The organism is Sulfurimonas marina, assembly GCF_014905095.1.
GTDB lineage: Bacteria > Campylobacterota > Campylobacteria > Campylobacterales > Sulfurimonadaceae > Sulfurimonas > Sulfurimonas marina.
In genome coordinates this window covers 333349-345615 of record NZ_CP041165.1, presented here as the reverse complement: position 1 = coordinate 345615, position 12267 = coordinate 333349, and the positions used below count along the sequence as shown (strand labels likewise).

Here is a 12267-nt window from a genome sequence, read left to right as displayed (position 1 = left end):
AAAAGAGTATCATTAAATATTTTATTTAAAAGGGTACTCTTATGAAAACTCTCACATCACTTTTACTTCTTTCATCTCTGGGTTTTGGTGCTACGCTTTCAACTGAACCGACAAACTCTTCACTCGTTGTTTACAACTCTAACCGTGCGCTTGTACATGAGGCAAGAGATCTCAAACTAAACCGCAACGACACTCTGATCGTCTACGACAATGTTGCAAACAGCATCAACACCGATTCTGTCAACATAAAACTTCCAAAAGGGGTAACTCTTTACTCGCAGCAGTATCGTTACGATCAACTCTCCCTTAGAAAAATGTTGGATGCCCACATAGCTAAAGAGGTGACATTTAAAACAGATAAAGATAAAACAAAAAAAGCGACACTCCTCTCTGTAGAAGGCTCACGCGCTTTGGTAAAGACAAAACAAAACCAGATCATCCCCGTAAAAGTTGAAAATATCATCTTCAAAGATATCCCAAAAACCCTGATCACAAAACCCTCACTTGTCTGGAATGTTAAAAGCTCTAAAAACATAAAAGCTCCTCTTGAGCTAGAGTACCTCATCTCCAACATTTCACTCACTAGTAATTACATTCTCAACATTCACAAGAGTGCAGTAGATTTAAGCGGCTGGCTGAGTGTCAATAACCGTTCGGGAAAAGCGTTTCACGACACTTCACTCTCGTTTATAGCGGGTGATGTAAACTTTGTAAACAAGCCTCAACCCGTACGCTACAAAACTTTGGCCGCAGCCGAGATGGACACAAGCGTACAACACCAGTCGTTTGAGGGATACCACCACTACAATGTCCCTTTCAAAGTTGATCTGGCAAACAATGAAAAAACGCAGATCAAGTTTTTGTCACTTGAAAATATGAAGTTTCACAAAGAGTATGTAGCCCGGCTCTTTAATCCGCTACACCTAAAAGGGGAAACAAAACATGACGTGATTCAGCATGTAGTTGTTCAAGAGCTTAACCAGCCGCTCCCAAAAGGGACTGTTAGAGTTTACTCAAAACTAAAGGGACAGAGTATCCTTTTAGGGGAGAGTTCAATTTCACACACTCCTAAAAATACTCAAATAGATCTCGCCATCGGCAAAGAGTTTGACATTAAAGTACTCCAAACACTGATCGAGCGACAAGAGAGAAAACATCTTCTAAGTGCCAAGATCAAATACGCCGTAACAAACAGTTCAGATAAGCAAAAAACCGTAATAATCCGTGTTCCTTTTAGTAAAGATAAAAGAGCAAAAGTTTTTTCACGGGAAAAATACAGTTATACTAAGGGAAATTTTGTTACATTTACCCTTACGGTTCAAGCAAATACTACAAAAACATTTACAGCAGAATTTGAAAGAAAAAAATAGAGAGACTTTAATGGCAAAATATATAATATTAGATACGGAAACAACAGGGACAGATGAACTCGATCGCATTATTCAGTTAGGATATTTAGTACTCGGCGGCAAAGAGATAGAGGTTTATAACGAGTTTTGTTCAAGCGATATAGAGATCAAATACCCTGCCATGGAGGTTCACGGTATCACTCCCGAGATGATCGAGGGAAAACCAAAATGTACGGATATGGCTTCATATCAAAAACTATTGGAGCTCAATACTCCCGATAACTACATGATCATCCACAACGCTCCTTTTGACATTGGAATGCTTCAAAAAGAGGGTTTTAATTTACAGATGAAACTGATCGACACTCTTCGTGTAGCTAAACATATCTTTGAAGATGAAGATGCACATAGACTTCAATACTTCCGCTACAAAATGGGTCTTTACAAACAAGAGAAACAAGAAGCGGATGCTCTGGGCATTGAGGTAAAAGCGCACGATGCGATCGGAGATGTTTTAGTTTTAAAACTCTTTTTAACTGAGCTTAGAAAAGCGGTTCAAGCAAAATTTCCAAATGAAAACCCTGTTGAGAAGATGGTTGCACTTACAAAAGAACCTATCCTTGTAAAAATATTCCGATTTGGAAAATACAGAGGAAGAATGCTTCAAGAGGTAGCCGCTGAAGATCCGCAATATCTTCGCTGGATGCTAAAAAGCATGGAAAATCTTGATGAGGATATGAGATACTCTATTAATTTATATCTAGGAGACTAAAATGGTACGGAGCTTTTTTGTTTTTATTTTACTTTTCACTTTCTTCACTGGATGCAGTACGAAAGAAGAGAGAGTCATACATGTTGACCAACCGATAAAACATGAGCTCCAACCAACAACAAAAAAATCCCTCCAGCCATCACTCCATGTAATAGCACCTTCAGGTGCTACTGTTAAAATCCTAAATATAAAACCAAAATACTATGACGGTATAGAACTCGATGCCGGGAACTATCTGATCGAGGTAAGTAAAAAAGGGTATCAAAAGTTTACCAAATGGCTACAAATTGACAAGCCTCTTACTTACAAAGTTGAATTGCACAAACAACTTAACATCCAAACTTTTAACTGGAAGTTTGACAACCAACAGTTCTACACACTCTACGATAAAAAAACAGATCTGATCTGGGCACTCCCTACTCCTTACGTTGACTACGTTGAGAAATATAAACCCACAGAGTATCTCCCTAAAACAATAGGGGTTATATCGAAATGGCCGAAAATAAACAGAGCTAAATTCAACACTCTCATCTATAGCGGTAACTTCAGAGAAAAAGGGAACTCTTACCTCTTTAGTAAAAATAACTCTATGGTGCTATATCTTCAGTCAAAACGTGATTCACAAAAACAGAGTTACGATTCACTCTCACACTTAACTCTTAACGGGGTTAAGAACAGTTGGGATATCCCAACATTGCAAGATTTACAAAGAAACAACCCTTTTAAAGAGTATCAGCAGTATTATCAGGTTGTTTGGAACAAAGGGAACATTGTCAAGATGAACTTGCCGCTGCTTTATACATACAAAGCAAAGGATGGATACCGTACAAACGGTGCATTTGGATACAAGAAAAACAAAAAGCTCTACAATGGTGTCCAAAGCAGTTACATAAAAAAACTGTCTCATGCTCAGGGGATATCACTTATCACTCCCGTACGAAAGAAAAGCTCTGAGGCAGATGCTATTGTCTACGATAGCTCACTCTCTCTCGATGAGAAGTTTGCACAGCTTTATAAACTCATTGGCTCTACAACACAAACAGCCAAAACACTCTTAGGGGATCCAAAGTTCAAAGATATCCGTTACAATAAAAAAACCGGTAAACTCGAAGCTATTCTCTACTCAACTACAAACAGTTTTCACAAAAAGATTGCTCTAAAAATAAAACGAAAAAACTTTCAAGATTTAAAAGAGAAACTTTTAGAGGAGCGTCTTATCCCTGTGGTGAAACTCTCTGTTAAAAAGGGACATTTAGCCTATAAATCTCTTACACTGCAACGTAACCGTATTCAGGAAAAAGAGGCCTACAGAGAAGCAAAACGCTCAGAGAATATAAACTTCTACAGAGAGTACATAAAACGCTATCCTAAAGCGCCGGAAGCGAAAAAACTAAAAGCGCTGATCGAGAAAGAGTATAGAAGTAAATACACCTCTTTATAATGAAAAGAGTATAAAAAACACCAATGCGATCAAAGCACTCAAAAGTGCATAAGGGAGTTGTGTTTTAACGTGTTCTACTACATCACATCCGCTCGCAAGTGAGGAGATGATCGTAGTGTCTGAGATTGGTGAGCAGTGATCCCCAAACACTCCCCCGCTTATAACAGCTCCGATAACCAAAGCTACATCCCCGTCAAGTGCTACAGCCATAGGAACTGCAATCGGAATCATAATAGAGAAAGTCCCCCAGCTTGTCCCAGTTGAAAAAGCGATAATCCCGCTGAGTATAAAGATCACACCTGCAAGCAGAGAAATATTGATATTTTCACTTGCAAATGAAGCAAGATATAACCCAGTTTTGAGCTCACTGGTCACCTCGCCTATTGCAAATGCAAAAAGAAGTACCATTGCAATCGGAAAAAGTTTCTTTCCTCCTAGATAAGAGGCTTTGAGATAGTTTTTAAAAGGCATGTTTTGAATAAATACATACAAGATCAACATAAATATCATCGTCGATACTGTAGTATAAAATATAGAGCTTGAACCGCTCCCTTTTAAGATATCTCCATCACCCGTCAGATATAAAAAACCAAATACAGAGAACACTAAAAACAGAATCGGTAACAACATACTCCAAGCACCTGCACTTCTTATGGAAAAGTGTGCATTAGTTGGTCTATAAACTTGTGACTCTTCCATGCTTTTTGTATAAAGTCCAAACCAAACTACTACAAAAGTCACAATCAGTGCACTGATAGAGTAGAAGTTATACACAACCGCATGGATTAAAAGAGATACGCTGTCACCCTTTATCATCCCACTTTCTATTTGTGTAATAATTAGCCCTAAAAGCAAAGCACCCCAGCCGTTAAACAGTATAAGTGAGCTAATCGGTGCAGATGTTGAATCACACACATACGCAAGCTTTGCACGACTCACCTTTTCTCTGTCACACAAAGGTTTTCCCACAGCACCTGCTATAAGTGATGTTATAGAGGATTCTATAAATATAACTACACCTATAATGTAACTAATCATTAATGCCGAGCGGGGAGAGTTTACTAATGCACGCTTTTCCGTCATATATTTTACAAATGAACCGATCGCACCAGAGCGTTCTAAAATCTCCATAATGCTTCCAACAAGAATAGCAAACCCTAAAGTTTTTAATATCCACCCTTTGGAGAGTAATGTTGTGAAGAGTTCTAGAACACCGCTAAAAGTTGCAAAAATAGAAAAATCGTATATAAAGAAGAGACCTAAAAAGATTGCACCAAATAATGAGAGAAGTACATTTTTTGTATAAAGTGCTAAAAAAATTGCTAAAAGGGGAGGAATAATTGAGAGAATTGAAGGTTCTATGAATCTATCCTAAAACTCTATCTCAAAAAGCATAATCCCGTTACGCCCGAATGTTTCTCTATACCCTTCACACTCTTTTTGTTCTACAAAGATAAAGCCAAGTTTTTTGTAAAACATCTCAGTTTCGAGTGAACCTATCTCTATGATAGTTTGTGCTCTTCTATACCCTTTAAGGCGAGCAGTTAGAAGTGACTTTTGCATAAGAGCTTTTAAGACTCCTACATCTACAAAACCGTCTAACTCCTCCATAAAATCAAACATTAACGTGCTTTTTCTTACATCAAAACTACAATCGTAAAAAGCTTCTAAAATTTTGTTTGCATCTTCACAACACCCTATCTCCTGCAGGGCTTTTATAAATGTTTCTTTGTTGGATATTCTAGGTTCATAGCTACAGAGTGTTCCTACACATTTTCCATCTATCTGGGCAATTAGAAAATTTTTATAATGGCAATGACTTTTTGACTCGGTTTGTGTCAGTTGTTCCAGTTTAGCGATGATCTCATCTTCAGGTTTCATCTCAAATAAGAAGTCGAATAGACCCGTCTTTTTACCTGCACGAGAACTTTTTAATATCATTTGCGCCAAGAACTTTGCGTCATCAGCTGTAGCTTGTTTTATCGTTATACCCATCATATTTTCCAATTTTATTTAAATCAAAACTTTCTAATAGTACCATACTTTATGATAAAAGTTTTCTTAATTACTCTAAGTTTCTGTTCACTACTGTTTTCTTCATCTCAAATACTCCTTGTAGTTGCCGATGATTTCAATGCTTCAAAGGCACAGCTTAGGGCTTATGAGGATGATAAACTAGTCTTTAAAAACATAGATGTAAACCTTGGAAAGAATGGTTTGGGTTGGGGGCTGGGAATTATCACAATTCCTCATAAAAGTGATGAACCGATAAAAATGGAGGGGGATAAAAAAGCCCCTGCAGGTATTTTTAAACTTGGTTCTGCATTTGGTTATGAAAAAGAGCTCTCGTTAAATCTATCATATCTCTATGCCGATGAGAACTTAATCTGTGTCGATGAGAGTGATTCAAAATATTACAATAGATTTTTGAACTCGGCAGAGGGAATCAAAAGTTTTGAAAATATGAAACGAAAAGACAATCAATATAAATACGGTGTAGTAGTTATTCATAACAATGAGCAGATCAAGAAAAGAGGTTCTTGTATATTTATCCATATACAAAAAGCGAAAAATGCCGGAACTGCCGGTTGTACATCAATGAATGAAAAAGATCTGTTGAAAGTTATAAAGTGGTTAGATAAGGATAAAAATCCGATACTTATACAAGTACCGAAAATGTATCTAAAGGAAGTTTATAAACTCTATCCTGAGCTAAAAGAGGATTAATCTTCCTCTTTACTCATTTTGTCTTTTGCTTCGATTCCCATTAGTCCTAGACCAGTTTTGATACTAAGAGCTACTACTGAAAGAAGTTTAAGAAGTTTTGCTTCATCTTCAGTTCCGATGATACGAACATCGTAATAGAACTTGTGAAGTGATGCTGCAAGTGCTTTTAGATAATCAGGAAGCTTTTGGATCTGACGAGAACTAAATGCATCTTCAATCACCTCAGGTAAAAGCAATGCATCAAAAAGTAATGTATCTGCATTTTCACCTAAGTTTTTCAGACTAGCATTTGCAATATCTTCAGCCGATACTTCTGCTTTTTCTAAAAGCGTCTTGATTCTAGCATGTGCATATTGGATGTAAAAGATAGGGTTTGAACTATCTTGCTTTTTGAATTCGCTTAAGTCAAACTCTAAAGCCGTATCACTTTTCTTACTTGCAAAGATAAATCTTAGTGCATCTGCACCAATCTCTTCAACGATGTCACTCATAAGAATAACATTACCAGCACGTTTACTCATCTTATACGGCTCACCGTCTTTAAGTAGACTTACCATTTGAGAAAGGAGTACTTCAAGTTTTTCACTATCATACCCAAGGTACTCAATTGCAGATTTTACACGTGCGATATATCCGTGGTGATCAGCTCCCCAGATGTTAATATAGTGCTCATATCCACGCTCAAATTTTTGGTTGTGGTACACAATATCTCCGGCAAGATAAGTTGGTCGTCCGTCTTCACGAACAACAACACGGTCTTTCTCATCACCTTTAGCTTCTGAAGCGATCCATGTTTTCCCCTCTTTATCGTAAACACCCTCGCCCATCTTAGCCATTACTCTGTCCCAGTCATCATAAAGTGTTGACTCGTATACAAAAGTATCGAACTTGATGTTTGTATCGCCAAGATCTGCTACGATAATCTTCATCACTTCATCTTTAGCCCACATTGCAAGCTCTTTTTGACATGATTCATCCGTAAAAATCTCACGACCGAATTTTGCTTCGGCACCGTTAGCCAGACCCTCTAAATACTCTCCGCGATAATACGCTTCAGGGTACTCAACATCTTCACCTAAAAGGTTCTCTCTTGCATAAAGCTGGATAGAAAGACCAAGTAAGTCGATCTGATTTCCTGCATCATTTACATAATACTCAGCAGTAATATCATAACCAAGGTGTTTTGCCAGACGGTATAAAGTATCACCGTAAACTGCACCACGAGCGTGTCCAATGTGTAGAGGACCCGTAGGGTTAGCAGATACAAACTCTAAAAGTACCTTTTGGTTTTTCTCTTGCGTTCCGAATTCACTTGGATTTTCAAGTGCCCAAGATGCATACTCAGCTAAAAAGTTTTCACTCAAACGGAAGTTTAAGTACCCTTTTACAGATTCTACTGCAGTAAACTCATCATGTTCTTCAAATGAAGTCGCTAAATCTTCTGCGATCATCATCGGAGATTTTCTAAGTTCTTTTGCTAATGAGAAAGCTATTGGAGTTGCAAAATGACCAAAAGAGCGGTCACGCGGTTTTTCTAAAACAACTTCACGACCAAGTTTGTCGCGAAGTATCTGTGATACACGTTGCTTCAAGGCTGTTACGCTTGTGTAGTGTTTTTCGGAGCTTCTTCAGTTTTAGATGCTACTTCAGTAGTGTTGTCACCTTCAACTTTTTTAGGCTCATTAGATGCTACTTCTTCGTTCACATCTTTCATCTCGTCTTTAAAGTTTTTAATACCTTTTCCTAAACCTTTAGCTAAATCAGGTATTTTTTTAGCTCCAAATAAAAGTACGATAATTCCAAATATCAGTAGTAGCTCTGTTCCACTTGGCATACCCATAGTAATATCCTTTATAATTTTAAGTTCGTGATTATATCACTGTTTTTATTTATCTTCTCTTATCAGTTCAAATTATATTATGAACTGTTAAATATCTTCCCATTTTTGGACAAATTCATTAATCTCTTCATTTGCCTGTTTAAATCTTGCAGTTTTTGCGATCAGTAAAAGTTTTTCCGCCGCAACTTTTAGATCATCGTTAATTAGAAGATACTCGTACTCACTTACACGCTGAATCTCTTTTTTTGCCATTTTAATACGGCGCTCAATCACTTCCTCTTCATCTGTCGAACGGTTACGAAGTCTTTTTTCAAGTTCACTAAGAGTCGGCGGTGTGATAAATACAGATGTAGTGATATCACCTAGACGGTTATTCACTGCAGTATTTCCCTGTACATCTATATCGAAAATAACCAGTTTCCCTTCTGAGAGTGCTTGTTTTACAGGTTTCATAGAAGTTCCGTAGTAGTTTCCGTGCACTATTGCATACTCTAAAAAGTTATCATCTTCGATATCTTTTTTGAACTCCTCTTCATCTACGAAATGGTAATGAACACCATCCTCTTCCCCTTCTCTCATTGGACGTGTAGTAGTTGAAATTGAAAAATAACAATTTCCCAACTCATCAAATATCTCATTGATTAAAGAACTTTTTCCAGCACCGCTTGGTCCTGAAAGTACTAATACCGCACCGTTTATACTACTCATTTACCCTCACCTAATGTTATATTTATATTGATTTTCATCCCCTTCATCGAAGCTGCTACATCTTTATCCGTTAGAGCTTTTAGAAGTGCTTTGAGTGCTTCAACACCATCGTTCTCATCTTCAGAAACTTCTTCTTCAGAATTCGCCTCTTCAGACTCCTCTTCAATTAGATCTTCACCTAGATCCGCTTCCTCTGAACTCTCTTGCGGCAGTTCCTCTACAACTTCCTCTTCTTCAGGGATAATCTCTTCGATCTCTTCACCAAGTGCAAGTTTTAGGTCTTGACTGGATAAACTGTCTATATCTAGTTCAATCTCACTCTCTAGTTCTTCAGGAGTTAACTGACTTACAGCATCTTCGATTTGTGCAGAGATATCTTCATCACTCTCTAAACTCTCTTCAAACTCTTCGCCTAATTGCGGCTCCTCAACTAACTCTTCTTCAAAAGACTCATCCTCTAGATCATCAAATTCACTTCCCTCTAGTGTAGTCTCTTCCAACTCTTCAATCTCATCTTCTAAAGACTCTTCTTCACCAAGTTCAGTCGCTTCATCTGCTAATGCTTCAAGGTCAAAATTCTCTTCTAGCTCTTCAGTTTCTTCGGCAGCACTCACCTCTTCTAAACCTTCAAGCTCATCCGGGAGTTCGAGTTCTTCTGGAAGTTCGAGTTCATCAGGAAGCTCAAGCTCATCTGGAAGTTCAGCTTCTTCTGACTCCTCTTCAGGTTCAGATTCTAACTCAGACTCTTCTGCTAAGTTCTCCTCTTCACTCTCTTCCTCTAGAGACTCCACTTCTTCAAGACTAGATAACTCCGCTAAATCCTCGATCATCTCATCTTCAAGTTCATCAATTGTCTCTTCTTCAGTGAGTTCCTCTTCCTCTTTTGCATCTTCTGTTTCAAGTTCATCAAAACCTTCTACTAATTCATCAAGGTCAAAATCTTCATCTTCAAGCTCGTCTAAACTCTCTTCTTTGAGCTCCTCTTCAGCAGAGTCAGCCGCTACTTCATTCACTAATGCATCAAGATCAAAGTCCTCTTCATCCTCTTGCTCAGCAGAACTCTCCTCTTCTAAACCTTCAAGTTCATCAGGAAGTTCAAAATCTTCTTCAAGATCAGTTCCTAATTCTTCAAATTCTTCTGGCTCTTCTAAAGTCTCAGGAGTTTCTTCTATAAGTTCTTCTTCGTCTAAAGAAAGTTCATCTTCTAACTCATCCAGATTTGTCTCATCATCTGAGATAGACTCTTCCTCCGCAAATCCGTCTACAAGGTCATCAAGATTAAAATCTTCTTCTGAACCTTCTAATTCATCTATCTCTTCATCCCCGTCCGACAACTCATCAAGATCTTCTAGAGAATCATCTAAGTCTAATGAATCATCTAGTTCAAAATCATCTTCAGCTTCATCCAATAGATCTTTCACTTTTTGTGCCTCTTCAGAATCTAAAACACTCTCACCGCTTAGAGTATCATCTTCGTGAATTAAAAGTTCATCTTCAAGTTCAGGAAGGTCACCCTCAAGTGCAGGCAATTCATCATCAAGATCTATATCTTCATCCAGTTTAAAGTCACTATCAGCACTACCTTCTGCATCATCTATTAAGTCATCGTCATCTATATTTGCAATCTCTTTGCCAAGCACTGCAAATAGTTCTACTAAGTCTGTAGGTAAAAACGGTTTTTTCAGTGTCGTAGTAAAACCATCTACTGGTTCTGCATCGCGTGATAATATATAGAGTGATTTAACATATGTAGTTTTAAAGTTAAGATCTTCTAGAAGAGTTTCGCTATATTTTGTATCGTCAACAACAAGTAAATCATAATCTTTAGATTCATCAATCTCATCTATGCTCCCAACAACATCAAGTTCATCGGATGTTTTTTGGGCACTTAATGTAACTAATTTAGTAACAACTGGATTATCATTTAAAAGTAAGATTTGCACTTGTTTTTCCTTCGACAATATTCTCTGATTATATCAAAATCAATAATCACTGTATTGTATCAAAAAAAACTAAAAAAACATCTCTAAGGTGTTAAAAGCCTCTTGCATCTGCCCTTTTACGATCAACATTGTTGCTGTGATTGTTGCTATAAGAACAACAAATGCAACCATGATCTTTATCGGGAAACCGATAACAAGTAAGTTGAACTGTGGCATCGTCTTCATAAGCATTCCGAAGATCACATCTGCCAGCCAAGATAAAGCAATAATCGGGAAGGCTATCATAAAGCCTACTAAAAACATATTTGAAGTAGCATGGAGTGTATAGTTAAAAAAATCTTCACTCATTAAAAAGCCCCCTAAAGGAACACTTTTGAGTGACGCATCAACAAACAGAAGTACCCAATGATGAAGATTTAAACTAAAAAGTACCATTAAAGCGATCAGTGACAAAAACTGCGAGATAATAGGCATCGAAACACCTGTTTGTGGGTCAATAGCACTTGCTAGTGAGAAACCCATCATATAAGATATCTGACCACCTGCAAACGTTATAACATGATATGCAAGCAGTAAAACAACTCCAATGGCAAGCCCGAAGATAAATTCACTCAGTATTGCCAACACTATAGTCGGGATATCGATCGAGATTTGCAACGGTGGCATAGAGGAGTAGAATACTATCGTAAAGAAAAAAGCGATAGCAGCCTTAATAGTAATAGGGATATTTTGATGAGAAAATATAGGTACTGTTAAAAATAGGGCAGCAAAACGGAAAAACAGTAATAAAAATCCAACTACATTATAATCGTTAAATATTGCTGCCCATTGCATACTATTTTTCTCTTTTTAACTCTTTATCTTCGAGTCTGTACACTTTGTCGCACAGCTGTGCAAGACCTGTATCGTGTGTAACTAGAACCATACCTGCATCATTTTTGTCACAATATTCAAAAAACAGCTCCATAACTTCATGAGCGGTTTTACTGTCCAGATTTCCTGTCGGTTCATCTGCAAAAATTATTTCCGGTTTTTTTGTCAAAACCCTTGCGATAGATACACGTTGTTGCTGACCGCCTGAGAGTTCCGTAACCTTCTGTTTTATACAATGCTCAATATCGAGTCTTTTTAACAACTCTTCATCAATCGGCTGCTGCGATAGTATCTCGGCTACCTCTAAATTTTCATATGCAGAAAAACCGCGAAAAAGATAATGGGACTGAAATACAAGCCCGATTTTATCTCTTTTAATCTCTGCGAGTTTACTTTTATTGAGATTATAGATATCTTCTCCAAAAAGTTTTACACTGCCGCTTTGAGGTTTTAAGAGTGATGAGATGATATGTAAAAGTGTCGACTTTCCGCTTCCGCTCATTCCGATAATAGCTATGCGTTCTTTTTTATTTAAAGAGAATGAAACATCATCAAATAACTTGTAATCAAATGAGTGTGAAAGGTTGTTTGCTTCTAAAATTTCCATAAAAAGA

The 12267-nt window shown here is 37.5% G+C and carries 13 protein-coding genes; 5 read left to right on the top strand and 8 right to left on the bottom strand.

Going from position 1 to position 12267, the window contains the following annotated elements; translation table 11 throughout:
* Positions 1-41: 41 nt before the first annotated feature.
* From FJR03_RS01855 to FJR03_RS01845, 3 genes are read left to right on the top strand one after another with little or no spacing between them, the layout of a single operon-like run.
* Positions 42-1370 carry a DUF4139 domain-containing protein gene (locus FJR03_RS01855; RefSeq protein ID WP_193113971.1) on the top strand — a complete coding sequence of 443 codons (1329 nt, stop codon included), beginning with the start codon at positions 42-44 and terminating at the stop codon, positions 1368-1370.
* Between the two features lie 10 nt (positions 1371-1380).
* Entirely contained in the window at positions 1381-2121 is a 741-nt protein-coding gene (locus FJR03_RS01850; RefSeq protein WP_193113970.1) for a 3'-5' exonuclease, read from the top strand.
* 1 nt (position 2122) lies between these two features.
* Positions 2123-3562: a hypothetical protein gene (locus tag FJR03_RS01845; RefSeq protein ID WP_193113969.1), complete on the top strand. Its 1440-nt coding sequence runs from the start codon at positions 2123-2125 to the stop codon at positions 3560-3562.
* Here the strand turns inward: FJR03_RS01845 and FJR03_RS01840 are convergent.
* Complete coding sequence (locus tag FJR03_RS01840; RefSeq protein ID WP_226962150.1) at positions 3557-4693, bottom strand: Na+/H+ antiporter NhaC family protein; 1137 nt, start codon at positions 4691-4693, stop codon at positions 3557-3559. The genes FJR03_RS01845 and FJR03_RS01840 overlap by 6 nt on opposite strands.
* Position 4694: 1 nt before the next feature.
* Between FJR03_RS01840 and FJR03_RS11585 the strand changes: the two genes are divergently transcribed.
* On the top strand, positions 4695-4868 hold the full coding sequence (locus tag FJR03_RS11585; protein ID WP_226962149.1) for a hypothetical protein: 174 nt from the start codon (positions 4695-4697) through the stop codon (positions 4866-4868).
* Positions 4869-4933: 65 nt separating this feature from the next.
* On the opposite strand, the gene FJR03_RS01835 is transcribed toward FJR03_RS11585, so the two are convergent.
* The gene (locus tag FJR03_RS01835; RefSeq protein WP_226962148.1) at positions 4934-5560 is read right to left on the bottom strand and encodes an acyl-CoA acyltransferase; all 627 of its coding nucleotides are present in this window, start codon (positions 5558-5560) and stop codon (positions 4934-4936) included.
* Between the two features lie 48 nt (positions 5561-5608).
* Between FJR03_RS01835 and FJR03_RS01830 the strand changes: the two genes are divergently transcribed.
* The gene (locus FJR03_RS01830) at positions 5609-6289 is read left to right on the top strand and encodes a L,D-transpeptidase family protein (protein ID WP_193113968.1); all 681 of its coding nucleotides are present in this window, start codon (positions 5609-5611) and stop codon (positions 6287-6289) included.
* On the opposite strand, the gene argS is transcribed toward FJR03_RS01830, so the two are convergent.
* The 6 genes from argS to FJR03_RS01800 form a co-directional block, all read right to left on the bottom strand.
* Positions 6286-7881 (bottom strand): arginine--tRNA ligase, encoded by a 1596-nt coding sequence (gene argS / locus FJR03_RS01825; RefSeq protein ID WP_193113967.1) that lies wholly within the window; start codon positions 7879-7881, stop codon positions 6286-6288. The two genes, FJR03_RS01830 and argS, sit on opposite strands and share 4 nt — an antisense overlap.
* 5 nt (positions 7882-7886) lie before the next feature.
* Positions 7887-8129: a Sec-independent protein translocase subunit TatA/TatB gene (locus FJR03_RS01820; RefSeq protein WP_193113966.1), complete on the bottom strand. Its 243-nt coding sequence runs from the start codon at positions 8127-8129 to the stop codon at positions 7887-7889.
* Positions 8130-8216: 87 nt separating this feature from the next.
* Positions 8217-8837: a guanylate kinase gene (gmk, locus tag FJR03_RS01815; protein ID WP_193113965.1), complete on the bottom strand. Its 621-nt coding sequence runs from the start codon at positions 8835-8837 to the stop codon at positions 8217-8219.
* Complete coding sequence (locus FJR03_RS01810) at positions 8834-10780, bottom strand: hypothetical protein (RefSeq protein WP_193113964.1); 1947 nt, start codon at positions 10778-10780, stop codon at positions 8834-8836. The genes gmk and FJR03_RS01810 overlap by 4 nt, the downstream gene beginning before the upstream one ends.
* 69 nt (positions 10781-10849) lie before the next feature.
* Entirely contained in the window at positions 10850-11614 is a 765-nt protein-coding gene (gene fliR, locus FJR03_RS01805; protein ID WP_193113963.1) for a flagellar biosynthetic protein FliR, read from the bottom strand.
* Position 11615: 1 nt separating this feature from the next.
* Positions 11616-12260 (bottom strand): ABC transporter ATP-binding protein, encoded by a 645-nt coding sequence (locus tag FJR03_RS01800; protein ID WP_193113962.1) that lies wholly within the window; start codon positions 12258-12260, stop codon positions 11616-11618.
* Positions 12261-12267 lie beyond the last annotated feature (7 nt).

Excerpts from the sequence above, each read along its gene's own strand:
- FJR03_RS01845 (WP_193113969.1), top strand. The coding sequence starts at position 2,123 with ATGGTACGGAGCTTTTTTGTTTTTATTTTACTTTTCACTTTCTTCACT.
- FJR03_RS01835 (WP_226962148.1), bottom strand. The coding sequence starts at position 5,560 with ATGATGGGTATAACGATAAAACAAGCTACAGCTGATGACGCAAAGTTC.
- FJR03_RS01800 (WP_193113962.1), bottom strand. The coding sequence starts at position 12,260 with ATGGAAATTTTAGAAGCAAACAACCTTTCACACTCATTTGATTACAAG.
- FJR03_RS01855 (WP_193113971.1), top strand. The coding sequence starts at position 42 with ATGAAAACTCTCACATCACTTTTACTTCTTTCATCTCTGGGTTTTGGT.
- FJR03_RS01850 (WP_193113970.1), top strand. The coding sequence starts at position 1,381 with ATGGCAAAATATATAATATTAGATACGGAAACAACAGGGACAGATGAA.
- FJR03_RS01840 (WP_226962150.1), bottom strand. The coding sequence starts at position 4,693 with ATGGAGATTTTAGAACGCTCTGGTGCGATCGGTTCATTTGTAAAATAT.
- gmk (WP_193113965.1), bottom strand. The coding sequence starts at position 8,837 with ATGAGTAGTATAAACGGTGCGGTATTAGTACTTTCAGGACCAAGCGGT.
- FJR03_RS01830 (WP_193113968.1), top strand. The coding sequence starts at position 5,609 with ATGATAAAAGTTTTCTTAATTACTCTAAGTTTCTGTTCACTACTGTTT.
- fliR (WP_193113963.1), bottom strand. The coding sequence starts at position 11,614 with ATGCAATGGGCAGCAATATTTAACGATTATAATGTAGTTGGATTTTTA.
- FJR03_RS01820 (WP_193113966.1), bottom strand. The coding sequence starts at position 8,129 with ATGGGTATGCCAAGTGGAACAGAGCTACTACTGATATTTGGAATTATC.
- FJR03_RS11585 (WP_226962149.1), top strand. The coding sequence starts at position 4,695 with ATGCTTCCAACAAGAATAGCAAACCCTAAAGTTTTTAATATCCACCCT.